16 protein-coding genes are annotated in these 25,798 nt (G+C 68.5%); 6 read left to right on the top strand and 10 right to left on the bottom strand.

Going from position 1 to position 25,798, the window contains the following annotated elements; genetic code table 11:
• The 4 genes from KUV62_RS09020 to KUV62_RS09005 form a co-directional block, all read right to left on the bottom strand.
• Positions 1-1,023 (bottom strand): glycosyltransferase family 2 protein, encoded by a 1,023-nt coding sequence (locus tag KUV62_RS09020; RefSeq protein ID WP_222603346.1) that lies wholly within the window; start codon positions 1,021-1,023, stop codon positions 1-3.
• Positions 1,024-1,027: 4 nt separating this feature from the next.
• On the bottom strand, positions 1,028-7,498 hold the full coding sequence (locus tag KUV62_RS09015; protein WP_222603345.1) for a type I polyketide synthase: 6,471 nt from the start codon (positions 7,496-7,498) through the stop codon (positions 1,028-1,030).
• 187 nt (positions 7,499-7,685) lie between these two features.
• Entirely contained in the window at positions 7,686-9,050 is a 1,365-nt protein-coding gene (locus KUV62_RS09010) for an oligosaccharide flippase family protein (protein ID WP_222603344.1), read from the bottom strand.
• A complete protein-coding gene (locus KUV62_RS09005) occupies positions 9,047-9,904 on the bottom strand; it encodes a glycosyltransferase (RefSeq protein ID WP_222603343.1) in 858 nt (285 codons plus the stop codon). Before KUV62_RS09005 ends, KUV62_RS09010 begins: the two co-directional genes overlap by 4 nt.
• A 242-nt stretch (positions 9,905-10,146) precedes the next feature.
• Between KUV62_RS09005 and epsE the strand changes: the two genes are divergently transcribed.
• Positions 10,147-11,349 (top strand): exopolysaccharide biosynthesis GT4 family glycosyltransferase EpsE, encoded by a 1,203-nt coding sequence (gene epsE / locus KUV62_RS09000; protein WP_222603466.1) that lies wholly within the window; start codon positions 10,147-10,149, stop codon positions 11,347-11,349.
• Between the two features lie 6 nt (positions 11,350-11,355).
• On the opposite strand, the gene KUV62_RS08995 is transcribed toward epsE, so the two are convergent.
• Positions 11,356-14,334, bottom strand: coding sequence for a calcium-binding protein (locus KUV62_RS08995; RefSeq protein ID WP_222603342.1), 2,979 nt, complete (start codon positions 14,332-14,334; stop codon positions 11,356-11,358).
• Positions 14,335-14,667: 333 nt separating this feature from the next.
• Between KUV62_RS08995 and KUV62_RS08990 the strand changes: the two genes are divergently transcribed.
• Positions 14,668-16,236, top strand: a complete 1,569-nt coding sequence (locus tag KUV62_RS08990) for a 2-isopropylmalate synthase (RefSeq protein WP_222603341.1) — start codon at positions 14,668-14,670, stop codon at positions 16,234-16,236.
• Positions 16,237-16,300: 64 nt separating this feature from the next.
• Here KUV62_RS08990 and KUV62_RS08985 read toward each other — a convergent pair whose 3' ends face one another.
• Complete coding sequence (locus KUV62_RS08985) at positions 16,301-17,176, bottom strand: hypothetical protein (protein WP_222603340.1); 876 nt, start codon at positions 17,174-17,176, stop codon at positions 16,301-16,303.
• A 224-nt stretch (positions 17,177-17,400) separates the two neighbouring features.
• Complete coding sequence (locus KUV62_RS08980; RefSeq protein ID WP_222603339.1) at positions 17,401-18,387, bottom strand: 2-hydroxyacid dehydrogenase; 987 nt, start codon at positions 18,385-18,387, stop codon at positions 17,401-17,403.
• A gap of 105 nt (positions 18,388-18,492) precedes the next feature.
• Between KUV62_RS08980 and KUV62_RS08975 the strand changes: the two genes are divergently transcribed.
• Entirely contained in the window at positions 18,493-18,993 is a 501-nt protein-coding gene (locus KUV62_RS08975; RefSeq protein ID WP_222603338.1) for an SH3 domain-containing protein, read from the top strand.
• Positions 18,994-19,024: 31 nt separating this feature from the next.
• Here KUV62_RS08975 and KUV62_RS08970 read toward each other — a convergent pair whose 3' ends face one another.
• Entirely contained in the window at positions 19,025-20,089 is a 1,065-nt protein-coding gene (locus KUV62_RS08970) for a Hint domain-containing protein (protein WP_222603337.1), read from the bottom strand.
• Positions 20,090-20,424: 335 nt separating this feature from the next.
• Here KUV62_RS08970 and KUV62_RS08965 point away from each other — a divergent pair, with 335 nt between their 5' ends.
• The 3 genes from KUV62_RS08965 to kdsA are packed head-to-tail and all read left to right on the top strand — an operon-like array spanning position 20,425 to position 22,981.
• Entirely contained in the window at positions 20,425-21,378 is a 954-nt protein-coding gene (locus KUV62_RS08965) for an SIS domain-containing protein (RefSeq protein WP_222603336.1), read from the top strand.
• Positions 21,375-22,163 (top strand): 3-deoxy-manno-octulosonate cytidylyltransferase, encoded by a 789-nt coding sequence (locus KUV62_RS08960; RefSeq protein WP_222603335.1) that lies wholly within the window; start codon positions 21,375-21,377, stop codon positions 22,161-22,163. The genes KUV62_RS08965 and KUV62_RS08960 overlap by 4 nt, the downstream gene beginning before the upstream one ends.
• Entirely contained in the window at positions 22,160-22,981 is an 822-nt protein-coding gene (gene kdsA / locus KUV62_RS08955) for a 3-deoxy-8-phosphooctulonate synthase (RefSeq protein ID WP_222603334.1), read from the top strand. The genes KUV62_RS08960 and kdsA overlap by 4 nt, the downstream gene beginning before the upstream one ends.
• A gap of 1 nt (position 22,982) precedes the next feature.
• On the opposite strand, the gene KUV62_RS08950 is transcribed toward kdsA, so the two are convergent.
• Together KUV62_RS08950 and KUV62_RS08945 are read right to left on the bottom strand one after the other, a co-directional pair.
• The gene (locus KUV62_RS08950; protein WP_222603465.1) at positions 22,983-24,257 is read right to left on the bottom strand and encodes an O-antigen ligase domain-containing protein; all 1,275 of its coding nucleotides are present in this window, start codon (positions 24,255-24,257) and stop codon (positions 22,983-22,985) included.
• 26 nt (positions 24,258-24,283) lie between these two features.
• Complete coding sequence (locus KUV62_RS08945; protein ID WP_222603333.1) at positions 24,284-25,741, bottom strand: GumC family protein; 1,458 nt, start codon at positions 25,739-25,741, stop codon at positions 24,284-24,286.
• Between the last annotated feature and the right edge of the window lie 57 nt (positions 25,742-25,798).

Below are 25,798 nucleotides of genomic sequence, written 5' to 3'. Positions count from 1 at the left end.
CTACTCCGACTGCGCCCCAAGAGCCGCCCCCGGCACGCGGCCGGGTTTGGTTTCACGCGTGACCGGCAGTGGCCGCGTCATCGCCTTGAGGTCATGTACCACGAGATCGCTCAGGAAATGGTCGGGATCGGCCTGCGGCTTGCGCTGCAGCACCCGCCGCAGCCGCCAGAGCAACCCGCCCGCCAGATGCGCGAGCGTCGCCACGGCCGCATACGCGCGCCCGTGGGTCTTGGTGAAATAGTGCCAGCGGCTGTCGAGCCAGAAGCCCGGCACCCGCGCCCATGTCTTCATCCCCGTCGAGACCGACCCGATATGGGTGACCTCGCTGTCGCGGACATAGTGTGTCTCGTAGCCGGCCCTCGCGGCGCGTTGGCAGAGGTCGGTTTCCTCGAAATAGAGGAAGAAGGTCTCGTCGAAGAGGCCGATCTCGTCGAGCACGCTCTGCCGCATCATCAGCGAGGCCCCGGCCACCCAATCGACCCTTTGTGTCTGCGACGGCATCTCGAGCGGCACGCGTCTCCGATGCAGCAGGCGCGAGATCGGCCCCGAGCGCGCCGCGCCCTCGAGTTCGGAGGCGATGGAGGGGAAGCGGAAGGCGGAGACGTGCGGATCCCCCGCCTCGCCGTGGATATAGCTGCCGGCAAAGCCCGCCTCGGGGTGGGCCTCGAGATGGTCGAGCAGCGCTCTCAGGCTGCCCGGGTCCGGGAAGGCATCGGAATTCAGCGCGTAGACGTAATCCGGCGCGCTGCCATCCGACCAACCCGCGCGGATGCCCACATTGTTGCCGGCACCGAAGCCGCCATTGTGCCCCGACTGGATCAGCCGGATCGGCGCGCCCTCTGCCCAGCCCTCGGAAACGAGCGCAGCCTGCATCGTCTCGAAGGAGCCGTCGCCGCTATCGTTGTCAACGATCACCAGTTCGGCATCGAGCCCCGCCATCTCGCGCAGGGCCGCCTGCACGGAGCGCAGGGTCATCTCGGGCGTGCGGTAGTTCAGCGACACGATCAGCAGCTTCGGACCCATGCGCCTACTCCGCCGCCCGGTGGCCGGACTGGCCGGGGAAGTCGACCACCTCCGAGCCGCCGCGCAGATCCGCCTCGGCGCCGGTGATCGCCTCGCGCATCAACGCCGCCAGCACCCGCACGTTGGGCTCGAGCACCATGCTGTCGTGATCGCCGGGCACCTCGTGCACCTCCACATGCGGGACATACTGGCTCCAGTCGTTGTCATGCATCACGTAGGCGCGCTCGGAGTTGACCATGCGCCCCTGCGAGACGGCCCACTTGCCGACCAGCGGCGGGCGGTAGAGCACCAGACGCCCCTGCCACGGGGTGACGTCATATTCCGCCACGGCGGTCAGGAAGGCGGCCTCGATCTCGGCATTGTGGAAGCTGTGCTGCTCGGCGGTGTCCTCTTTCACCTGCCGCTTGGCAATCTCCCAGCGGATGCGGTTGCGGGCCCAGATCAGCGGGTAGAACGGCCCCTTGGCCTTCAGTTCCTGCATCTGGATCAGCAGCCGGTCCTTCGGCTCGAGCGGCCGGCGGGTGGGCAGCGGCGTGTCGAGCAGCACGCAGAGCGCCACCTCCTCGCCCATCGCCTCGAGCTGGCGGGCGATCTCGAAGGCGGTGATGCCGCCCCCCGAGAAACCGCCGACCATGTAGGGCCCCTCGGGCTGCACCTGCCGCATCTCGGCGATGTAGTCGCGCGCCGCCGCCCCGATGCTGGCATGCGGCTCCTCGCCGCCGTAGAGCCCGCGCGCCTGCAGGCCGTAGAACGGCCGGTCGGACCCCAGCAGATTGGCGAGGTGGCGCAGGTTCAGCACGTTGCCGAACATGCCCGCTACGAGGAAAAACGGCCTGCGCGGCCCGCCTTCGCCATCGTGCATCGGCACGAGATGGGTGAAGCGGCGCTCGGGCGCGCGCGGCGCGGCCTCGGCGCCGTCCGCGCTGGCCGTGATCCCCACCTGATCGGCGATCATGCGCGCGCATTTGCGGATCGTCGGCGCCTCGAATAGCACCGAGATCGGGAAATCGACGCGGTAGGCCTTCTTGACCATCGAGAACAGCCGCACCGCGATGAGGCTGTGCCCGCCGAGATCGAAGAAACTGTCCTCGACGCCGACATCCTGCACCCCCAGCAGCTCTTCCCAGAAGCCCGCCAGCGTGCGCTCGATATCATTTTCGGGAGCGACGTAATCGCCGTCGAGCTGGGGCCGGTCGAATTTCTGCACCTCGCCCGCCTCTGCGGTGACGGCGGCGGTCTGGCTTGTGAGCTGGTCGAGATCCATCGACGAGATGACAACCTGCGGAAGCCCCAGCGCCAGCGCGCGGGCAAAGGCGCGCGCGCCCTCCTCGGGAAGGATGCCCTGGCTGAGGTTGTGCGCCAGCCGCTCCTCGGCGGGCGAGAGCGGCTGCGCCGTGCCCGAGGCGCCGTCGATCTCGAGCTCGGCGGCGGTCAGGCGCGGCGCGGCGTGCAGGACATCGGGCTGGGCCAGTTTGTGGATGGTGAAGCCCGAGATCTCCACCAACACCGCGCCATCGGGGGCGCAAAGCGTGATGTCGAAGCTCGCGGTCTCGGCATCGGCGCGGTTCTCGGCGGCGTTGCGGACCCAGCTGACGATCTGATCGGTCAACGGCGCATGCACACGGACACGGGCATAGCTCACCGGCACCCAGAGATGGGTCGGCTGGTAGCCCTCGATCAGCTCCATCGCCCAGCCGGTGGCGATGTCCATCAGCGCCGGGTGCAGCAGGCAGCCATCGTCCTTGGCGGCCTCGGCCAGCGACAGCTCGGCGATGCCCTCGCCATGACCCAGCGCGCGGCTGTCGAGCACCCGCCAGCGCGGGCCGAAGGCGAGCTGCACCTCCTGCGCGGTGGCAAGCTTGCCACCGTCCGCCACCACCACGGGCTTCCCACAGCGGGCGCGGATCGCATCAAGGTCGAGCGGCTCGGGGCGGCGCATCGGCAGGAGCGCCAGCGTTCCCTGCGCGGTCAGCGCATGGCCGCGCTTGCCCGCGAGCGTGGCGTCGGCCAGCAGCTCGAACCCGTAGCCCTCGTCGCGGCGCGAGAGCCGCAGCCGCACGTCGCGAGCGCCCCCCTCGGCCACGCGCAGCGGACGCAGGAGGGTAAGATCGCGGATCTCGAATCCGCCGGTTTCGTGCTGGGCGCGCAGCGCCTCGGCGGCCAATGTCAGGTAGCCGGTGCCCGGCAGCAGCGCATCGCCGGCGCGGGTGCGGTGCTCGTCGATAAACCAGTCATCGGTGGAGTAGCGCGCGGTGAAGAGCCGGTTGCCCTGCGTGTCGAAGCTCTTGTCGTCGAGCATCGGCACGCCGGCGGGCTCGACCGGCGCCGGCGGCACCTCGCCGCTTCGCGCGGCCACGGCCTCGGCGGCCATGCCGACCTCGTTCCAGATCCCCCAGTTGATCGCCAGAACCCGGGTCCTGCCGCCAGACCGCGACTGCGCAAAGGCGTTGAGGTACTCGTTGGCGGCAACGTAATCGACCTGCCCCGCCGGGGCAGTGACGGTCGAGGAAGACGAGAACAGCACCATCCACTCGGCGCAGCCATCGGGGAAGACCTCGCCCAGCACCTGCGTGCCGTGGATCTTCGGCGTGAAGACGTCCTCGACGCTGGCGGGCGACTTGGTGAGCAGCGGCGCGTCGTCGATGACGCCGGCGCCGTGGATCACGCCGGTGATCGGGCCGAAGCGGGCCTCGGCCTCCTCGCGGACGGCGCGCATCTGGCCCGGATTGCAGACATCGGCGGCGGCGATCATCACCTGTGCCCCGGCCTCTTCCAGAGCCTGTACGGCGCGGATGCGCCGCGCGATGCCGTCCTGCGGGGCATGGCGGGCGAGGTAGTCGGGCCATGCGCTGCGCTCGGGCAGCGCCCGGCGGGCAATGAGCACGAGATTGGCGCCGCGCGCGGCGAAGTCCTGCGCCAGCGTCAGGCCGATGCCGCCGAAGCCGCCGGTCAGCACATAGGTGCCGCCCTCGCGCGCCACCGGGGCGGCCTCGGGCAGGTCGACCGGTTTCATGGCGCATTCATAACGCTTGGCGCCGCGCAGGGCGGCGATGGCGTTGGCGGGCTCGGAGAGCAGCTCTTCGAGCAGCTGCAGCACCAGCGCCTCGAGCGCTTGCTCGCGCCGCGCCTCGGCCCTGGCCCGCGCAAAGAGCCCGGCCTCGGCGCGCGGCGGCAGCGCGAGGTCAAGGGTGGAGACGGTGACGCCCGGCAGCTCGCGCGGGATCACCCGGGCGGGGCCGGCGATGGTGGTCTTGGCGGGATGGGGCAGCGCCTCGTCGCGCACCCGGGCGGCACCGTTTGTGACCACGGTCAGGTGCAACGGGCGCGGCAGGTTTTCCTCGGCAATGGCCTGCGCGAGGAAGAGCAGCGCGTAGAAGCCCTGCTCCTGCAACCGGTGGAAGAAGCTCGAGCCGGGGCGGTGGGTCTCGCCTTCGGTGACCATCCAGAAATGCGCGATCCGGGTCGGCACATGGCCACGCAGGGCGAGATCCTGCAGCAGCAGGTCGTAGCCCTCGCGGCCGCGCTCGGGCGGCAGGATGTAGGCGGTGTCGGAAACGCGGGTAAAGGCATCGCCGGGGCGGATCTCGATCACCGTGTGACCGGCGGCGCGCAGCTTCTCCACCGCGCGGGCGGCAAGCCCGGCCTCGTCCATGAAGACCAGCCAGCTCTGCGGCTCGGCATCCGCAAGACCGGCTTCGACATCGACCTCGACGGCGGCGGCACGCGGCCGCCAGACCGGCTTCCAGCCCCAGCTTGCAACATCGTCGCTGCGCATCAGGAATTGCGGCGCGGTCTCGGAGGACGGCTTGCCCGGCGCGATGAAATAGGGTGCGCGCTGAAAGGCGTAGGAAGGCAGCACCACGCGGTTGCGCCGCGCCTCGCCCCAGACCTGCTCCCAGTCGATCTCGGCGCCCAGCGCCCAGAGCCGGCCGAGCACCTCGAACATGTGCTTGTCGTCGGCAATCGCATCGTCGCGATGGCGCAGCGAGGAGAGCACCGCCTGCCCCGCCACTTCCGAATGCTGGCGGGCCAGCGCTGACAGCGCCTTGCCGGGGCCGACCTCGAGATAGATGCGCTCGGGGCGGGCCAGTGTGGCGATGCAATCGGCGAAACGCACGGTGCCACGCAGGTGCTCGACCCAGTAATCGGGCGAGGTCGCCTGCTCGTCGGTCATAAGCTGGCCGGTGCGGTTCGAGGTCAGCGGGATCTGCGGCGCGAAGAGGTCGATGGAGCGCAGATAGGCGCGGAAATCGTCGAGGATCGGCTCGAGCATGCGGCTATGGGCGGCGATGTCGATGGGGATCCGTTGGCAGTCGATGCCATCGCCGCGCAGCCGCGCCTCGAGCGCGTCGAGCGCAGCTTGCGGCCCGGAGGCGACGGAAAGCTCGGGGGCGTTGACCGCGCCGAGGTCGAGCTCGTCGGCGAGCAGCGGAAGCAGCGCGTCGGCGGAGAGGTTGACCGAGAGCATGCCGCCCGCCGGCACAGTATCGAAGAGGCGCCCGCGCAGGTGCACGAGGCCTATGCAGTCCTCGAAGCCCATCACGCCGGCGAGGCAGGCGGCGGTGTTCTCGCCCATCGAGTGCCCGGCCAGCGCCACCGGCTGGACACCCCAGCTCATCCAGAGCCGGGCCAGCGCGTATTCGGTGATCATGATCAGCGGCAGCTGCAGCGACGGCCTGGTCAGCGCCTCGTCGGCCCGGTGCCGGTCTTCCTCGGCGGGCAGCCAGAGCGCCCGGATGTCGGCGTCGGAGATCTCGGCCAGCGCGTCGAGGCCGCGGTCCATCCACTCGGCAAAGACCGGCTCTGTCTCGTAGAGATCGCGGGCCATGCCGGCATATTGCGCCCCGCCGCCGGGGAACATGAAGACGGTCTCGGGCCGGTCGAGCGCGCTGTGCGAATGCACCCGGCGCGGCGCGTCTTCCTCGAGCAGGCGCGCGGCCTCCTCGTGGCTCTCGGCCACCACGATCCGGCGCTTCTCGAAGGCGCGGCGGCCCTGCTGCAGCGTCCAGGCGATGTCGGCCAGCGACTGCTCGGGATGGGCGCGCAGATGCGCCGCGAGACGCTTGGCGCCCGTGTCGAGCGCCGGCTTGCTGCGGGCCGACAGCGTCAGGATCTGGAACGGCCAGTCGCTCTCTTCCGAGGGCGCGCGCCGAGGCGCCTCCTCGAGCACCGCGTGGGCGTTGGTGCCGCCGACGCCCAGCGAGTTGACCCCGGCGCGACGGGGATGATCGCGCGCAGGCCACGGCGTCAGCGTGTCGTTCACCACGAAGGGCGAGCTTGCGAAATCGATCGCCGGGTTCGGCGCCTCGAAGCCCAGCGATGGCGGCATCTCGGCCGCCTCGAGCGCCATCGCGGTCTTGATCAAGCTGGCGACGCCGGCGGCGGTGTCGAGATGGCCGATATTGGTCTTCACCGAGCCGATGCGGCAATGCCCGACCGCCTCCGCGCTCTCGCGGAAACCTTGCGTCAGCGCGGCGATCTCGATGGGATCGCCGAGATAGGTGCCAGTGCCGTGGCACTCGACGTAATCCACGCTGTCGGAGGCGATCCCCGCCATCGCCTGCGCCTCGGCCACCGCCTGCGCCTGCCCATCGACGGAGGGCGCCAGGTAGCCGGCCTTTTGGGCGCCATCGTTGTTGACCGCGGTGCCCTTGATAACGGCCCAGATGTGGTCGCCATCGGCGATGGCGTCAGCGAGCCGGCGCAGCACCACGACGCCCGCGCCGGAACCGAACACCGTGCCCTGCGCGCGGTGATCGAAGGCGTGGCATTCGCCGTCGGGCGAGAGGATCTCGTTTTCCTTGTAGAGATAGCCGCGGTTCTGCGGCAGCTCGATGGTCACGCCGCCGGCCACCGCCATGTCGCATTCGCCGTTGAGCAGCGCCTGGGCAGCGTAATGCGTCGCCACCAGCGAGGTCGAACAGGCGGTCTGCAGGTTGATCGAGGGCCCGTGCAGATCGAACACGTGGCTGGCCCGCGTGGTCATGAAATCCTTGTCGTTGCCGGTATGGCGCAGCAGGAACATGCCGGTGTTTTCGACCAGGTCCGGGTTGGAGCAGACGTTGAAATAGAAATACGAGCCCATGCCGCAGCCGGCGAAGACGCCGATCTGCCCGGCGAAGCGCTCGGGCACGTGGCCGGCGTTCTCAAATGCCTCCCAGGTGGTCTCGAGAAACTGGCGGTGCTGCGGGTCCATGATCGCCGCCTCCTTCGGGGAGAACCCGAAGAACTCGGCGTCGAACATCTCGAAATCATCGAGCGGCGCGGCGAAAGGAACGTAATCCTTGTGCCGCATCAGGCCCGGAGCTTCGCCGGCGGCGCGCAGATCATCCTCGCTCAGGCGGCGGATCGAGGAGCGGCCCGAGCGCAGGTTGTCCCAGTAGGCTTGGATGCTGTCGGCCCCGGGCAGGTGCGCCGCCATGCCGACGATGGCAATATCGTTTTCGCTGCCATGCAGCGGCACTGATGTGCTCATGAACCCGACCCTCGTAACGCGCGACGCGGCGTCTGCGTAAAGGAAAAGTTAGGAGAAATTTGGGCGGTCCCGCCGTTCAGGCAACGATACGCCCCTTTCCCCCCGGTATTCGCCGCCATTGTCAAAGCTAGCAAGACAATGAGCCGGCTCCTCAAATCGGTCGCGCGCCCCGCGTTGGCCCAGCCTATCAACCAAGCTGCGCCAGCGCCACGATTTCGCTCCAGTTGATCGCCACTGCCAGCGCCGCCAGAAGCAGCGCAACCAGCGCAAACAGCGCGTCGTGCAGCGGATCCCACGCCCCCATGCGCCGCGCCAGCCAGACCACCACCGGGTAGGCCAGCACATAGGCGGCACCGATCCCGAGCAGCGCGCCCAGGAGCCCCGCCATCTCAAGCCCGGCGAGCAGGCACGCCACCATCAGAATCGCCCGCGCCAGCGCCAGCACGAAGAAGGTGCGGCTGTCGCCGGCGGCCAGCGCCGCCTGGTCATAGGTCTGCACGATGATCTGGGGCATCTGCACGCAGGCCACGATCACCGTCACCGCACCGGCGGCGAGGTAGCGCGCATCGTAGAGCAGATCGACCATCCAGTGGCCGAGCGCCGCGAAGATGCCGACCATGACGATCAGAGCCGCCGTCACCACGAAGCGCATCTTGCGCAGGCGCAGGAAATTGGCGCGGCTCTCGGTGGGCGGGGTCTCGCGGTAGATCGGGATCAGGATGCGCCGGGTCACCATGCCGCCGAGCAGCATCGGGAAGGCGGCGAGGAAATAGCCGATATTGTAGATCCCGAGCAGGTCGAGGCTGAGATACTTGCCCATCAGGATCTTGTCGCTCTGGCTGAAGAAGAAGCCGCAGACCGTCGACAGGAAGATCCACTTTCCGAAATTGATCAGCTCATGCGCCGCGGCGCGCTCCCAGCGGAAGCGGTTGCCGGCGCCGGGCAGGAAGATCCAGTTGATCACGACCTCGACGGTGACGGCGATCAGACCACTCAGCACCAGTGCCCAGACCGAGCCGGTGATCCAGGCCAGCAGCACCGCCGCGACCACGCCGGTGATCTGGGTGATGAAATCGAGCAGCGTCACCCGTCCGAGACTGAGATGCCGGTTGGCGCTATCCATGCGCGTGGGCTTGAAACCCGCGATCAGCAGCGCGAAACTCGCGGCGGGCAGCATGGCGAGCAACTGCGGCTCGTCGTAGAACTTCGCCATCGGCCAGGCGAGGCCACAGCCAACGAGAAAGAGCCCGATCCCGCGCAGAACCTGAATGGTCCAGGCGGTGTCGAGGAAGTCTCGTTCGTCGCCGCGCTTGCTCTGCAGGATCGCCGGGGTCACCCCGACATCCGAAAACTGTTGCAGCCCCATCATGAACACCGAGACCAGCGCCATCAGGCCGAAGGCCTCGGGGAAGAGCAGCCGTGTCAGGATCAGGTTCGACGCAAGGCGCAGGCCCTGGCTGAAGGCGAAGCCGCCGACGGTCAGCAGCGAGCTGCGCATCACCCGCGCACCGAGCGAGGCGCCGCGGAAGCGGGAGAGCAGAGCCGCGCTCATCGTCCGCGGCTCCAGCCCTCGGCGGCAGGTCGCAGCCGCACCGCCAGCGCTACCCCGGTATAGACCGCGAAGCCCAGCGGGTCGCGCAGCGCCAGGCCAAGCTTTTCGGAAACGGGGAAGGCAGGCTTGTCGTCATTGGCGAGAAGCCCGGGATAGCGGGCCTCGATCTCGGCCACGCCGGCATCCTGCCGCCGCCGCACCCGCACCAGCCGCGAAAAGCCCTCGGCGATCGGCCAGTCATAGCCCGCCGCGACGCCGATGCGCTCGTCGGGCGCGAAGTTCAGCCGCACGAACGTGTCGTCGGAGATGATCTCCGGGAAGCGCCCCCAGCGTGCCCGCCCGGCTGCGTTGACCGCGAAGATCCCGCAGCCCGGGACGCAGCGCGCCATGAACGGCACTCTGCGCCAGACCCGCGCATAGGCGCGCGAGACCGCACCTTTCGCGGTGATGTTGACGCTGCCGCTGGCATAGCGCGGCTCGGGGCGGGAGAGCGCTTGGTGCAGCTGCTGCAGGAGCCTCGGCGCCACGGTGACATCGGCATCGAGATAGACAAGGATCGCCCCGGAGGCCGCCGCATCACCGGCATCGAGCGCCGCCAGCTTGCCGCCCTCGGCGCGCTCGATGACCTGCAGCGTCCAGCCGCGCTCGGCGAAAGCCGGAGCGCAGGCACGGGCGCGCGCGGCGGTGTCGTCAGCGCAGCCATTGGCGATCACGATGACCTCGACCGGCGCGCTCTCGGACCAGTCGGAATCGCACAGCGCCGCAAGGCAGCCGCCGATCAGCGTTGCCTCGTTGCTTGCCGGCAAAATAACCGAAACGGCTGGCGTCCCGCGAGTCTCGGCGGATCCCGTCATTCTCGTACCAAACAGCCACACACATGCGCGATATGCGCCTCAAGCGGCTCAGGTGCCAGCAAATTGTGTCGAGAAGAAGAAGACAGCCCGGATTATATCCAAAATGATACAAACTGTTCTGATGCGCTGTGAACACGGTGCCACGGCATCTTGTGAAATCGGCAGCCCATTGTGGAAACCGAGGCCAAAGCCGGTCACATTGCCGGGGACGAGCTGACAGCGGGGGATGCGTGTCGCAGGCATTGCGGATCGGATACCTGGTACCCCAGTTTCCGGGCCAGACACATATTTTTTTCTGGCGCGAGGTTCAGGCGCTGGAGGCGATGGGCCACAAGGTGGACCTGCTCTCGACGCGCATGCCGCCCTCGGGGCTGATCGCGCATGACTGGTCCGAAGATGCCATCGCCCGCACCACCTATCTCGGCGAGCCCTCCCCCGTAAGGGCAGTGCAGGCCCTGGCCGGTCTGCTGCCGCGTGGACTGCCCGCGGCGATGCTGAAGGAGGGCCCCGGCTTTGCCCGCGACGTGGCGATGACGCTGTCCGCTGCGCAAGCCCTGAAGGCCCACGCCCAAGAGCTGCAGCTCGATCATGTGCATGCGCATTCCTGCGGTCGCGCGGCGCTGATCGCGGCGCTGTCGCAGCAGCTCGGCGGGCCGAGCTACTCGCTGACCCTGCACGGGCCGCTTTCGGATTATGGCCCCGGCCAGCGCTTCAAGTGGCGCGGCGCGGCCTTTGCCACGATCATCACCCACAAGCTGATGGGCGAGGTGCAGGAGGCGCTGGCCGGTGATCTGCCCGAGCGGCTGACGGTGCGCGCGATGGGGGTCGACACCGAGGTGCTCAAGCGCGAGACGCCCTACCAGCCGCCCGAGAAAGGCCGCCCGATCCGGCTGTTCTCCTGCGGGCGGCTCAACGTGGTGAAGGGGCACCAGGATCTGATGTCGGCGATGCGCCAGCTGCTCGACCAAGGGGTCGACGTGCGGCTCGAGATCGCCGGCGAGGACGATGCCGGCGGCGAGGGTTTCCGCAAGGATCTCGAGGCGCATCTGCGCAAGCTGCGGCTGCAGGATCACGTCAAGCTGCTGGGCGCGATCGACGCCGGCGCGGTGAAGGAGAAGCTGCTCGAGGCGCATGGCTTCGTGCTGGCCTCGTGGCACGAGCCGCTGGGCGTCGCCTACATGGAGGCGATGGCCTGCGGGGTGCCGGTGATCGGCACCGACGCGGGCGGCGTGCGCGAGCTGATCGACGATGGCCGCACCGGCAAGCTGGTGGCGCCGAAGGATCCGACGGCGCTGGCCCGGGCGATCCGCGAGCTGGCCCAGAACCCCGACAGCGCGCTGCGCTTCAGCGCCGCCGGGCGCGCCCATGTGGAGGCGCATTTCCGCGCCAGCCTCGGCGCAGAGACGCTGGTCTCGGAGATCCGGGCGACCCGCAGCACCGGCTGAGCCGCGTCAGAGCCCCGCGGTGGGCAGCGCGACGCCCGGCGCATCGGCAAAGCCCAGCGCCTCGACCTGCACCATGCGCACGATGCCCTGCGGGCCTGCCGCCACCAGCCGCCCGCCCTCTTCGCGCGAGAAGGCATAGGCGCCCTGCCCGCCCGGCAGCACCGCAATGTCGCGACCCGCGCCGCCATGCAGCAGATCATCTCCGCCGCCGCCGATCAGCCTGTCATCGCCCGCCCCGCCGAGCAGGATGTCGGGCTTCGGGCTGCCTTCGAGCGTCTCGCCCCCGTCGCCGGCCTCGAGCAGCAGCCCGCCGTCGAACACGCCCGGTGCGCGCGGCTCCCAATCGGTCGGCGCGGTGGCGTTGTAGCTCATCAGCATGTCCCAGCGCGGGTTGTCATCGCCCAGGTGGCGCAGCGCGCCCCAGCTGCCCCATTGCGAGGCTGGCGCGACATCGACGAAGGCATTGAACAGTGCCCCGCCGCTCGCCACCCAGCCGGCCAGCAGCTCTTCGTAGAGCTTGGCGATCTCGGGCGTGTAGTTGAAATAGGTGAAGAACTCGGCCAGCGCGCTCTCGCTGACGCGCTCCATCTGGGCCGAGACATGGGTGCCGCCCTCATACATCACCAGCCGCAGGCCAGCCGCTTCGGCGACGCTGGCATGATAGGGGAAGATTTCTTCGATCAGCTCCTTGAGCGAGCCCTCGAGCAGCGCCAGCGCCACCGGCGCCACGGCGGCGTCAAAGCGGTGCTCGCGGACATATTCGCGCAGCGCCACCCGGCGCAGCCCCTCCGCCTCGCCCGCCGCCACCGCCGCTGCCTCGGAGCGAGCCAGCCAGTCGTCGAGCTGCGGCGCCATCTCCTCGCCACCCATCTCGTAGCCGAAATAGCCAGCCACCGCGTAGGCATCGAAGACATCCTGCGGAGGATGGCCGAGCTGCAGATAGGCCAGCGGCGCCATCAGGATATTCTCCTCGAGCCCCGGCCAGCCGGTATGGGTCGAGATCACCCGCACCAGCCGCTCGGGCACCTCGTCACCGAACACCTCGGTGAAGATCTGCATGACCTGCGCCGAGCGCAGCCCGTAATACTGCATCCAGCCGGCCTCGGAGCGGCCCCAGAGCGCATCGGCCTGCGCCTCGGCCCAGCGTGCCTGCGGGAAGATGAAATTCCAGACCTCGTTGGAATACTCGACATAGGCCTTCAGGCCCGGATCGAGCCGCGCCGTCACCAGCTCGGCGAAGCGGCGGACGTAATCGTCATCGGCCATGTGGGGGATGTTGAACCACGGATCGGCGCCGACGCGGTTGGCCAGCCGGATCATCACCTCCGCCGGCACGCCCCAGGCGCTCCAGGTGTAATCGCTCATCCGGGGGCGATCATCCCAGCGCTGCACCGGCGAGCCGTTGGTCATCATCCAGTCCATGAAGCGCAGGCTGCGCAGGTCGCCGATGCGCGCCAGCCAGAGCGGGTTGAACAGCGCCCCGGCCTCGTGAAGCGCCAGCTGGTCCTCGCGCACGATGCGGACATCGCGGATCGGGTCTTCGGCATCGGTTGCGCTGATCGAGACCCCAACGGCGCCCTCGCCCGGGCTGTACCAGAACTGGCCCTCGCCCTCCCCGAGCCGCACCCGGCTGGCGCGGCCGGTAATGTCGAGCTTGCCCTTGCCTTGCCAGAATACCCGGTAGGTGCCGGTGAGATACTGCGCCTCGGAGGGCTGGTCGGTGAGCAGCAGCGCCTCGAGCCGCTCGACGCGCTCGGGGATGTATTTCGGCCAGCCGTCCTCGTCGAGCGCTCCTTCGGCGCGCAGCTCTTCGGCCTCGACCCCGCCCCATTGCCCCGGCAGGTGGCCGATCCATTCGCGGGCCATCTTCATGTGATCGAGGAAGGGCGCCTGGGTCGACCAGTCGGAGATGCCGTTGAGCCCCATCGCCAGCGCCGGCGCGCCCTCGGGCCGGGCCCCGGAGGCGGGCAGCGCCACCTCGCCGCGCTGCGGCAGGGGCTCGACCGCCGGGGCGGGCGCGGGTGTGGGCGCAGCTTCGGCGCTGCGGGTTGTGGAGAGCTCCGGCGCCAGTCCGGCGCTCTCCAGAACGCCCGAGGCCGAGACCTCGTCCCAGACCCGCGCGGCGAGCTCGGGATAGGCGGCGGCGATGGCGGGATGCAGGCTCGAGGCCGGCGTGTAGCCGGCGGGAGGCGCTTCGCCATAGGTCGCGGCATAGGTGATCATCGCGGCGAGGAAATAGAGGCTCGGGGTGCCATGCGGGTCGAGATCGACATAGAGCGCCTCCGCCGGAACCTCCTCGAGCGGGCCACCCTCGCCCAGCAGCGCCGAGAGGATGCGGGCCACCGGGATCAGCCGGATGTCGGCCTTGGGCCGCGCGGCCCGCAGGTCGTCCAGCAGGGTCTCGTACCAGTCGTGATACTCCGCTTGGTTCAGCGCGTGGTAGGCCCGCGCGTTGCGCACCGAGGGCGGGAAGCGGCGCGAGACCGAGTTCATCTCCGACCAGCCCTCGTAGAGATAGACCGGCATCCCCGGCGATCGGCCCTGCATCCAGTCGACGATCTGCAGGATGACCCCCATCGGGCTTTCGCCGGCGGCGTTGTCGTAATCATAGGGCGCGTCGGGTGCCTGGTACTGGACGAAGTTCGCCGGGGTGATCCAGATCGCGTCGAACCCGGCATCGCCGAAGGCGCCGCGCCCGGCATCCCAGCTGCCGGTCACGCCGGGAATCGTCCAGTTCGGGCGCGGCGGCAGGCTCCGCGCAAAATCGCGCAGGAAGCCCCATTGCCCGTCGAGCGCGAAGCCGTACCCCCCTGCGCGGGCCAGCTCGCCCATCCAGTGCGGCACGTTGGCATGCTCCTCGTCGCCGAGATGGTGCACGAGGCTGTTGCCGAAGACGTAGAGCTTCGCGGCGTCGCGCTCCTGCGCGAGCGCGGCCAGCGGCGTGAGCAGCGCGAGGCATGCGGCGTGAATGAGACGTCGGATCACGGGATCTCCCTCGGGTCGGCTTCCCCGTCAATATGACCGGCTTGGCGCGTCGCTCAAGGGCTGTCTCGGGAGCCGCAGCGCCTGACGATCGCTCCGCGGGAGCGCGGTATTTTGCGGGTTTTCATTTGGAGGATTGAGCGTATAGTCCGCCGCATGATGACCAATGGCCATATCGCTGCAATCTCCCGCGCCCCCGGCGCGGCTCTTGCGCTTGGCCTGACTCTTCTCCTAATCCGCCTCTGAGCGCGCAGTCACCCGGCGCGACCGCTCAGAGGAGGCATCGTTTCGCGCCGGCGAGACACCAGGACGAAGACCATAAAGAGATTCAGTGACATGACCGACCAGACCAAAGACCGCGTGTACATTTTCGACACGACGCTTCGTGACGGCGAGCAATCGCCCGGCGCCACCATGACCCATGACGAGAAGCTCGAGATCGCCGAGCTGCTCGAGGACATGGGCGTCGACATCATCGAGGCCGGCTTCCCGATCGCCTCCGAGGGTGATTTCAAGGCGGTCTCCGACATCGCCGAGCGCAGCAAGGAGACGGTGATCTGCGGCCTCGCCCGCGCCCAGCTCCCCGATATCGACCGTTGCTGGGAAGCGATCAAGAAGGCGCCGAAGCCGCGCATCCACACCTTCATCGGCACCTCGCCGCTGCACCGCGCCATTCCCAACCTCTCGATGGACGAGATGGCCGACCGCATCCACGAGACGGTGACCCACGCCCGCAACCTCTGCGACAACGTGCAATGGTCGCCGATGGATGCGACGCGGACCGAGTGGGACTATCTCTGCCGGGTGATCGAGATTGCCATCAAGGCCGGTGCCACCACGATCAACATCCCCGACACCGTGGGCTACACCGCGCCGCGCGAATCCGCCGACCTCATCAAGCGCCTGATCGAGACGGTGCCCGGCGCCGACGAGGTGATCTTCGCGACCCACTGCCACAACGATCTCGGCATGGCGACGGCGAACGCGCTGGCCGCGGTCGAGGGCGGCGCCCGGCAGATCGAATGCACCATCAACGGCCTTGGCGAGCGCGCCGGCAACACCGCGCTCGAAGAGGTGGTGATGGCGCTGCGCACCCGCGGCGACATCATGCCCTTCTACACCGATATCGACACCAAGAAGATCATGCACATCTCGCGCAGGGTCTCCTCGGTGTCGGGCTTCCCGGTGCAGTTCAACAAGGCCATCGTCGGCAAGAACGCCTTCGCGCATGAGAGCGGCATCCACCAGGACGGCATGCTCAAGAACGCCGAGACCTTCGAGATCATGCGCCCCGAGGATGTCGGCCTTGCCGGTACCTCGCTGCCGCTCGGCAAGCACTCGGGCCGCGCCGCGCTCCGCGCCAAGCTCAAGGATCTCGGGGTCGAGGTCGGTGACAACCAGCTCAAGGACATCTTCTTCCGCTTCAAGGATCTCGCCGACCGCAAGAAGGAGGTCTACGACGAGGACATCCTCGCCCTCGTGACCGCGGCGATGACCACGGAAGGCGCCGATCACCTCGAGATCGTGTCGCTCAAGGTCGTCTGCGGCACCGGCGGCCCGGCGGAAGCCACGCTCGAGATGGAAGTTGGCGGCGAAGAGATGTCGGCCACCGAGCACGGCGATGGCCCGGTCGACGCCACCTTCAAGGCAGTGCGCGCGCTCTATCCCAATAAGGCCCGGCTGCAGCTCTACCAGGTGCACGCGGTGACCGAGGGCACCGACGCTCAGGCCACGGTGTCGGTCCGGCTCGAGGAAGACGGCAAGATCGCCACCGGCCAGTCGGCGGATACCGATACGGTCTATGCCTCGGCCAAGGCCTATGTGAACGCGCTCAACCGCCTTCACGTGCGCCGGGGCAAGACCGGCAGCGACCAGAAGGAAATCAGCTACAAGGATATCGGCTGATCCTCCCGAAACGCCAGCGCCCGCCCTTCTCGGGGCGGGCGTTTTCGATTCTGCTTGGGCGGCCTTACGCGATGTCGATGTGATGCCCGAGATGCGCCGACGCGTGATCGTCCTGCGCGTCGGCGTGGTCCAGATCCTCGGCAAGCTCGAACGCTTCGCTCTCGTCGTGGATCTCGCGCATCACCTCGGCCATCAGAAGCTCCACCATCGCCTCATCCTGCGGTGGCTTGTCATCGGATTTGGCGCTCTCCCGAAGCTCTTCCGGCGCGTAGAACTCGAAGGTTTCGGGCTCGTCATCCGCTAGGAACAGGGCGATCTCGGCGAGCGCCGGGGCAGACGCCGGCCCGACGACGAGATTGCTTTCGGCCATTGTCGTGAAGACCTGCGGCGCCGCACCGGGCGGGTGCGGGGCCGAGAGCGCGTCATCCTGACCGCCGCCCTCGAGATGATCCAGACCGGGGCTCGGTTCTCCTGCAACGCGGGACTCCGCGGCAGACTCGATCTCCGATGCGGTCTCTGTAACGGGCTCGGCCTCGAGCGCGACCGAGACCGATTGCCCCACGACCGACCCTGCCGGGCTCGGATGCGGTATTTCGAGCAGCTCCGTCAGCTCCGGACGGTCGAGGCCGGAAAGCGCGTCCGCCACCTCTTCCTGCCGGATCCCCTCGCTACGGTCCTGCAGCGTTTCGGCGCTCGCGACCTCCTCGAGCGGCACCACGTAGCCAAGGCTGACCGCCGCATTGCGCAGGCCGCGCACGCTGCCGTCGCCTTCGAATTTCATCGTCGACAGCCCGGCCATGCGCCGCCCGTGGTAGAGCTCGTCGCCATAAGAGGCGTTGGCCTCCGCCTCGAGCCGCTCCTCGATGGTTTCGAGCCGCTCACCGACTGGCGACGCCTCCGGCTCGCCGTCCAAGTCCGACCCGAGCTCGGGCGGGATCACCCCTCCGCTTGCCGGAAGGGGTTTGATCAAGCGTTCAAAGATATAACCTAGCACTGTTCTCACTCACTGTTCAGCCCATGACACTCACGGGAGAGACAGTGATCCGCCGCAATGGCGCGGGCGGGCATGCAAAAGCGGCAATCGCGCGGCGCTTCCCCACAAAGCTTTCCGAAAGCTTAGGTCTTTCGAAACTTTTGGGCCGGCGCGAAGGCCGGCCCGGAAGGTCAGTGCATGGCCGGAACGACCTGGTCCGGCGGCCGGTGGCCATCGGCGAAGGTCTTGACGTTGAGCAGCACCTTCTCGCCCATCTCGATGCGGCCCTCGATGGTGGCCGACCCCATATGCGGCAGCATCACCACGTTGGGCATGTTGACGAGCTCGGGGTTGCCCTTGATGCCGTGCTGATAGACGTCGAGCCCCGCGCCCGCCAGTTCGCCGGCCTTGAGCATCCGGGTCAGCGCGCTCTCGTCGATGACCTCGCCGCGCGAGGTGTTCACCAGGACCGCGGTGGGCTTCATCAGCTTCAGCCGGCGCGCGTTGAGCAGGTGGAAGGTCGAGGGCGTGTGCGGGCAGTTCACCGAGATCACGTCCATCCGCGCCACCATCTGGTCGAGGCTTTCCCAGTAGGTCGCCTCGAAGGCTTCCTCGGTCTCGGTGCGCAGGCGGCGGCGGTTGTGGTAGTGGATCTGCATGCCGAAGGCCTGTGCGCGCTTGGCGACAGCCTGGCCGATCCGGCCCATGCCAAGGATGCCGAGCCGCTTGCCGCCCAGCCGCGTGCCGAGGAAGGCGTTGGGCGCCCAGCCCTGCCATTCGCCGGCCTGCATCACCGCGAGCCCCTCCTGCATCCGCCGGGTCACCGCGAGCATCAGCCCCATGACCATGTCGGCGGTGTCGTCGGTCATCACCCCGGGTGTGTTCGACACGAGGATGCCGCGGCGGCGGGCGGTCTCGACGTCGATGTGATCGACCCCGGCACCGTAGTTCGCGATCAGCTTGAGGCGCTCGCCGGCCTGGCCGATCAGCCCGGCATCGATCGAGTCGGTGATGGTTGGCACCAGCACGTCGCACTCGGACATGGCCTCGGCCAGCTCGGCGCGGGACATCGGCGTATCGGTTTCGCGAAGGGTCACGTTGAACAGCTCGCTCAGACGCGTCTCGACCGCTTCGGGCAAGCGTCGCGTCACGACAACACTCAGGCGTTTCTGAGGCATGGCGCGCCTCCCCTCCCTTTCCACAGCTCGTCTCCGATGGCACAGTGTCGCATGAGCGTGCGGGGCACAAGAACCCCGCCTGAAAAACTCGGGCAGGACAGTGAAATGCGCATAGCCGCTTTGATCGTGGGGCTGATGGCCGCCCTGTTGACCGGTACCGTCTCCGCCGCCACCGAAGAGCGTGGCCCGGTCACCAACCTGCCCTTGCCGCGCTACGTGTCGATGAAGGCCTCCGAGGGCAATGTGCGCCGCGGGCCGTCGCTCACCCATCGCATCGACTGGATCTACACCCGCCGCGACATGCCGCTCGAGATCACCGCCGAATACGGCCACTGGCGCCGCGTGCGCGATGCCGACGGGGCCGGCGGCTGGGTGCATTACTCGCTGCTCTCGGGCGTCCGCACCGTCTTGGTGCAGCAGGACATGCTCGAGCTGCACGGCCGGCCCGACGAGACTGCCCCGGTCAACGCAAAGCTGGCGCTCGGCGTGGTGGCGCGGCTCGGCAAATGCGAAGCCGCCTGGTGCGAGCTTTCGGCCGGCGGCTATGACGGCTGGGCGCCGAAATCCGCACTCTGGGGCGTCGCCGCGGACGAGATCCGCGACTGATCCCCGCCGGAGCCGAGCCTGCGCTGCCGCGTCAGGCCGCCTCGTGCATCAGGATCGCCGCCTCCGACTCCGTGAGATTGCGCCGGGCAAAACTGCCATAGCTCTGCGGGCTGTGCTCGATTCCGGGCTTCATCGCCAGAAGCCGCGCCCTGTCCTCGTCGCGCAGGGTGGTCAGCGCGGTATTCGAGGGGTGGAAGCTCTCGGTCTCGACGCCATTGGCAAACAGCACCTCGTGGCGCGGCAGCAGCAGGTGCACATAGGTCACCTCGCGGACGGACAGATCGCGCACCACCGTGCGCCCGTTCACCAGGTCAGATGCCCGAACCAGCACCTCGTCGGTGTTGAACAGCGCCTGCGCAGCCCGGCCGGTCACCAGCATCCGGTGCTCGGGCGACACCAGAAACTCCTCGTCGGGACGCTCGATCCCGAAGGCACCGGCGCGGATGCGCACGGGGCGCAGCCTCGGCATCGCGAAGAGCCGCGCGCCGGTCATCCGGCGGCTGCCGACCCACTGCACCTCCTGCGGGCCGTTGTCCTTGGTCTGGATCAGGTCGCCCTCGCGCAGATCCTGCACCGGGATCGCGCCCGTCGGGGTCAGGATACGGGTGCCGGGGGTGAAGCAGATCACCCCGCCCGACTGCTCCGCGCCCTCGTGCTTCGCCATCGGCCCGAGCGCGGCGTGCACGATCCACAGATCGGCCCCGCGCGGCGGGATCTCGTTGAGGAACATCAGCAGCGGGCGCGCCGCGCCGTCCACCTGGATCAGCGTGACGGTATAGGTCTGCGCCCCATCGGTGACGACGAAATTGCTCTCCGAAAGAGGATGACCGACCTCGACCGTGTCGAGACGACTGTTGTTCGTCACCGCGGCCCCTACAAGCCGGCGCACCATCTGCGCCGCGCGACGGCGGATGGCAACGATGTCATCCGCACGATCAAGCTCGAGAAGCCCCGAAGGCCCATCCACCCGAACCGCTTGGCCACGCCATGCCCAGGCCGCTCCCACGCGAAGCGAAGAAAATCCTGGGCTTTCAAAGCCGTCGATCAGTGTTTGTGACCAGGAAATGACGAACGTGCCCTTGATGCCCGTTCCCATTTTGCCCTTGTCTGCTCTGCTTTATTGTTTTGACATGGGTAACAAAGCCGGCGTTGCATTTATAGGTCAGGCGGCCGGCGCGGCCCTATAATACCACTCAGACCGCCGAAATGTTGCCACCAGACCACAGCGCCAGCCCAAAATACCCTCTATGGGCGAGCGTGACGCAACGGCATGGCGAAAACCTCTCATCAAAACAATTTCGGCGTGTTTCCCCGCGTCGGCACGGCGGCGGTGGCTTCGAATCTCCCGCCACGGGCCGGCCTCGGACAGCCGTTGTTGGACAGCGCTCCCATAGCGCGGTAACAGGCAGCAGGTTCATATACGGTAGATCAATGGCCCAGACCCCCACCGATATCGCCCGCACGGTGCTGACCACCGAGGCCGAGGCGCTGACCCGGCTCGCCGACGAATTGCCGGCCGCCTTCGAGGACGTGATCACGCTCCTGCTGCACATCAACGGCCGCATCATCGTCTCCGGCATGGGCAAGTCCGGCCATGTCGCGGGCAAGATCGCCGCCACGCTGGCCTCCACCGGCGCCCCGGCGCAGGTGGTGCATCCCGGCGAGGCCAGCCACGGCGATCTCGGCATGATCACCCCCGATGACGTGGTCATCCTGATCTCGAATTCCGGCGAGACCCGCGAGCTGGCCGACATGATCGCCCATTGCGCCCGCTTCTCGATCCCGATGATCGCCATGACCCGCCGCGCCGACAGCACGTTGGCGCGCTCGGCCAACCACGTGCTGCTGATGCCCGACGCACCCGAGGCCTGTGCGATCGGCATGGCGCCCACCACCTCGACGACCATGGCCATGGCGCTCGGCGATGCGCTCGCGGTGGCGCTGATGCAGAAGCGCGGCTTCGACCGGCAGAACTTCCTCGCCTTCCACCCCGGCGGCTCGCTCGGCGCCCAGCTGCTGCGGGTCTCCGCGGTGATGCATCGCGGCGACGAGCTGCCGGTGGTCTCCGCCGAGACGCCGATGGGCGAAGCGCTTGTCATCATGTCGCAGAAGGGCTTCGGTGTCGCCGCGCTGGTCGAGGACGGCAAGCTCGAAGGCGTCATCACCGATGGCGACCTGCGCCGCAATCTCGAGGGCCTGATGGACCGAAAAGCCGGCGATGTCGCCACCCGCAACCCGCGCGCCATCGCCCCGGACGCGCTCCTGACAGAGGCTCTTGGCATGATGAACGCCCGCAAGATCTCGGCGCTGTTCGCCGTCGAGGAGGACCGCACGCTGGTCGGCCTCGTCCATATCCACGACGCGCTGCGCGCAGGTGTCGCATGAGCGCCGTCATCTTCATCCCTGCCCGCTACGCCTCGACCCGCTACCCGGGCAAGCCGCTGGTCGAACTGACCGGCGCCACCGGCGAGAAAAAGACCCTGATCCGCCGCGCCTGGGATTGTGCGCAGAGCGTGAAGGGCGCCGATGCCGTCTATGTCCTGACCGATGACGAGCGCATCGCCGAGGCGGCGCGAGGCTTCGGCGCCGACGTTCTGATGACCTCGTCCGAGGCGCGCAACGGCACCGAGCGCTGCGCCGAGGCGGTGGCGCAACTCGCCACCGAGCCCGACGCGATCATCAACCTGCAGGGCGACGCACCGCTGACCCCGCCATGGTTCGTCGAGGCGCTGATCGAGCGCATGACCGACAGCTCGGTCGAGATGGCCACCCCGGTGCTCAAAACCGACCGCGAGACGCTGGTGCATTTCGTCACCGACCGCCAGAACGGCCGCGTCGGCGGCACCACCGCGGTGATGCGCGGCGACGGCACGGCGCTCTACTTCTCCAAGGAAGTGCTGCCCTACGTCGGCAACCTCGAGAGCCCGCCCGAGGTCTGGCACCATGTCGGTGTCTACGGCTACCGCCCCGCCGCGCTGCGTCGCTATGCCAGCTGGGCCGAGGGCCCGCTGGAAAAGGCCGAAGGGCTGGAACAGCTGCGCTTCCTCGAGAACGGCGTGCCGGTCACCTGCGTCGAGGTCGACGCGCGCGGCCGGGTGTTCTGGGAGCTCAACAACCCCGTCGACGTCGCCCGGATCGAGGGCGTCCTGAAGAAGGAAGGCATCGCATGAAGACCGTCACCATCGGCGAGATTTCCGTCTCGAACACGGCGCCGTTCGCACTGATCGCCGGGCCCTGCCAGCTCGAAAGCCTCGATCACGCCCGCATGCTGGCCGAGCAGATCGCCGCTGCCGCCGAAGCCGCGCGCACGCCCTGGATCTTCAAGGGCAGCTACGACAAGGCCAACCGCTCGTCGCTTTCCGGCAAGCGCGGTATCGGCATGGAGGCCGGGCTGTCGATCCTGTCAACCATCGGCCGCGAGTTCGGCGTGCCGGTGCTGACCGACGTGCATGGCCCCGAGCAATGCGCCACCGTCGCCGAGGCGGTCGACGTGCTGCAGATTCCGGCCTTCCTCTCGCGCCAGACCGACCTGCTGCTCGCCGCCGGTGAGACCGGCGCCGCGATCAACGTCAAGAAAGGCCAGTTCCTCGCGCCGTGGGACATGGCCAACGTCGCCGACAAGATCGCCTCGACAGGCAATCAGCGCATCATGCTCTGCGAGCGCGGTGCGAGCTTTGGCTACAACATGCTGGTCTCAGACATGCGCTCGCTGCCGATCATGGCCGAGACCGGCTACCCGGTGGTGTTCGACGCCACCCACTCGGTGCAGCTTCCCGGCGGTCAGGGCGCGAGCTCGGGCGGCCAGCGCCAGTTCGTCGAGCCCTTGGCGCGCGCGGCGCTGGCGGTGGGCGCGGGGGCGGTCTTCATCGAGACCCACGAAGACCCCGACAACGCCCCCTCCGACGGGCCCAACATGGTGCCGATCTCGGATCTCGGGCGGCTGCTGAAAGGCCTGCGAGCCATCGACGACCTGACCAAGGCAGGCTGACTCAGGCCGGAACAGGCTCTGTTTGGGGCGCGGACTGCCGTTCAGCCCGCGCCTCGGCCACCTCGCGGGCGTGCAGGCCCAGCACCACCAGCGCCGGCCACAACAGATAGGCCTCGATCTCGATATTCTCGCCGAACGAGAGCAGCACCAGCACCATGCAGATGCCGAGCGGCAGCCGCCCGCGAGGCCCGAGTGCGGCATCCTTCAGCGCGATCCAGATCTGCCAGACCAGCGGCACGGCGAAGGCTAAGAGCCCTGTCAGCCCCTTCACGAAGAGCAGCCCGAACCAGGTGTGATGGCTGCCGATCGGCATGTATTCGACGATATGCGGGCCCGGATGCACGGTGCCGTGGCCGAACCACACCGCCTCCTCCTGCCAGCGCTCATGCGCAATGCGCTGCAGCGTCTCGCGCACCCTTGTGCTGTCGGCCCGGGCGCCCTTGAAGGCCGAGACGCCGCGGTCGATGGCGCGCAGCAGCCCCGGCCCGACGATGGCCATCGAGGCGGTGAGCCCGGCAAAGGCGCCCCAAGCCCAGCCCTTGAGGATCAGCGGCATCATCCGCGGCCCGATGGTACAGGCGACGAGCCCCACAAGCCCCATCCGCGATTTCGAGGCGAGGATCATCAGCACACCCGCACCGACCCCGGCGGCCCGCCATTTGTTCTCCTTTTCCTCGAGCGCGAAGAGAACGGTCGTCACGCCGAGCAGCGCCGCGAAGGGCGACCACGGCGCGAAGAACTGCCAGCGCGGCGTCCAGGAGGCGGGATCGAAGGTGAAGAGATAGACCGAGAAATACTCCGGCCCCGGCCCGCCAATGGCCTTGAGCGGCGAGGTGAAGATGCGCTCTGGCAAGCCCAGCGTCGGCGCGATGAGCAGGATCGGCGCGAGACAGAGCGTGTAGAAGCCGAGCCTGCACTGCGCCCGGATCAGGATCTCGCGTCGGATCGGCAGCACCGCGCCGGCAAGCGGGAAGAGCGCCAAGAGCGCCCAGCCCTTGGCCCAGCCGATCGAGGACTTGATCGTCTGCTTGAGCCCCAACCCCCAGTCGAGATGCCCGACCCAGAGCGCCACCAGCATGACGAGCATGCCGAGGATCCAGCCCCAGACCACCGGCGGCACCGGCCCGGTGGCGCGCAAGTCGCTGCGGATCGCCGGGCCGAGATAGAGCGCCAGCACCGCCAGCATCGCCAGAAGCCAGGCCAGCACCGGCCCGACCACGTAGAGCGCGCCGATGCCGTAGAGTGGCCAGGTCCAGACGATGGTGGACCAGACCATGCCCTCGGCGGGGTTCCGGGGCGCGATCACTTGCGCTCGGCCTTGGTGAAGAGCAGGCGTTGGATCAGGGCGAGACGGATCCATGCGAGGCTCAGCGAGAACAGCAGCAGGAAGGTCGCCGCCGCTCCCGCCACCACGGCGAGCTTGCGCTTGGGCGAGCTCGGCGCGTCGGGCAGCGAGGGGTCTTCGAGCACCTGCACCAGCGGGTAGGAGGCGTAGATGTCGGTCTTGCTCGACTGGGTGCGGGCAATGGCGGAGGCAAACACCGCCTCGGCGACGCTGAAATCGCGCTGCAGATCCTCGAGCCGCGCGGCCAGCGGCGCCAGCGCGCCGAGCCGGGCGCTTTCGCTGGCGATATGGGCGGTCAACCCCTCGGCCTGCGCGGCAAGCCCGGTGCGCTCGGATTCCTGCCGCACCAGCTCGGTCAGCAGCGTCGCCCGACCGCCGTCGATGGCGCGCTCGAGCTGGCCGCTGCCGCCGGTAAGCGCCTGCGCGCGGGCCCGCGCCTCGGCGCTGGCGGCCTCGTAGGCGGTCGCGGCCTTGACCACCTCCGGGTGCTGGCGGCCATAGCGGGCGCGCGCGCTCGCCAGCTCGGTCGAGGCCTCCGACATGGTCTCGAGCAGGGCGAGGTAATCGGCGTCGCCATTGAGCCGCAGGATGATCGCCGCCTGAGCGGCGTCGGTGCCGAGCTGCCCCTCGAGCCGCGCCACGGCGGCGAGCTTGTTGCGGTGCTCGGCGCTCAGGGTCTCGAGCTGCATGCGCAGATCGTCGAGCTCGTCGAGCTGGCGCTTGTACTGCTCGGCGGAGTGCAGCCCGCTCTCCGCCTGCAGCCGGGCGATATCCTCGCGGGTGGCGGCGACGCTATCCTGGTATTCGCGGATCGCGGCCAGCCCGCCGGTCTGGCGGCTGTCCTGCTCGTCGCCGCGCAGGCGGTCGATCTCGTCGAAGAAGGCGGCCAGCAGCGCGCCGTTGCGATCGTGCGCAGCCTCGGCGCTGGGGCCGACCATCTCGATATGGATGAAGGCGGTCTGATCGACCAGCCGCACCCGGGGCTCGCCGAACCCGGCCTTGTCGGTGCCGAGCCGCTCCGCGGCATCGCGCAGCACCCGGTCGGCGGAGAGCAGGCGCTTGTAGGTCTCGGTGGGGCTGACGGAATTGCTCGAGAAGGCCGAGTTGGAGTAGCTCGAGGCCTGCCCGATCTCGGCGAGGTTGACCGAGGCGGAGGCGCCGGAGCCGGGCAGGATCAGCGACATGTGGCTGGAATATTTCAGCGGCGCGGTCTTGAGGTAGCCGGTGATCGGCGCCCAGATCGCCGCCGCCCCCAGCGCGAAGATCCAGAGATAGCGCGGCAGGCGGCTGAGATCGAGCGTCGCGCCGCCCATGAGCAGCCGGCGGAAACTGATCCTGCGCGGCCACAGCCGGAAGCGACGGCGGGCGGGCGCGGCGGCCTGGTCGTCGGAAAGGGTCTGGTCGGCGAGTGTCATGGGGCAATCCTCCGTTGCCCCTGACATTAACCTTAAGCGTGTATGAAAGCCGCTGCG

Source organism: Salipiger bermudensis, from assembly GCF_019801965.1.
Lineage (GTDB): Bacteria > Pseudomonadota > Alphaproteobacteria > Rhodobacterales > Rhodobacteraceae > Salipiger > Salipiger bermudensis_A.
Note: the sequence above shows the minus strand (reverse complement) of the source record. Positions and strands in the feature narration are given on the sequence as shown.

Coding starts and splice junctions, on each gene's coding strand:
- KUV62_RS09020 (WP_222603346.1), bottom strand. CDS start 1,023: ATGGGTCCGAAGCTGCTGATCGTGTCGCTGAACTACCGCACGCCCGAG.
- KUV62_RS09015 (WP_222603345.1), bottom strand. CDS start 7,498: ATGAGCACATCAGTGCCGCTGCATGGCAGCGAAAACGATATTGCCATC.
- KUV62_RS09010 (WP_222603344.1), bottom strand. CDS start 9,050: ATGAGCGCGGCTCTGCTCTCCCGCTTCCGCGGCGCCTCGCTCGGTGCG.
- KUV62_RS09005 (WP_222603343.1), bottom strand. CDS start 9,904: ATGACGGGATCCGCCGAGACTCGCGGGACGCCAGCCGTTTCGGTTATT.
- KUV62_RS08990 (WP_222603341.1), top strand. CDS start 14,668: ATGACCGACCAGACCAAAGACCGCGTGTACATTTTCGACACGACGCTT.
- KUV62_RS08980 (WP_222603339.1), bottom strand. CDS start 18,387: ATGCCTCAGAAACGCCTGAGTGTTGTCGTGACGCGACGCTTGCCCGAA.
- KUV62_RS08975 (WP_222603338.1), top strand. CDS start 18,493: ATGCGCATAGCCGCTTTGATCGTGGGGCTGATGGCCGCCCTGTTGACC.
- KUV62_RS08970 (WP_222603337.1), bottom strand. CDS start 20,089: ATGGGAACGGGCATCAAGGGCACGTTCGTCATTTCCTGGTCACAAACA.
- KUV62_RS08965 (WP_222603336.1), top strand. CDS start 20,425: ATGGCCCAGACCCCCACCGATATCGCCCGCACGGTGCTGACCACCGAG.
- KUV62_RS08960 (WP_222603335.1), top strand. CDS start 21,375: ATGAGCGCCGTCATCTTCATCCCTGCCCGCTACGCCTCGACCCGCTAC.
- kdsA (WP_222603334.1), top strand. CDS start 22,160: ATGAAGACCGTCACCATCGGCGAGATTTCCGTCTCGAACACGGCGCCG.
- KUV62_RS08950 (WP_222603465.1), bottom strand. CDS start 24,257: ATGGTCTGGTCCACCATCGTCTGGACCTGGCCACTCTACGGCATCGGC.
- KUV62_RS08945 (WP_222603333.1), bottom strand. CDS start 25,741: ATGACACTCGCCGACCAGACCCTTTCCGACGACCAGGCCGCCGCGCCC.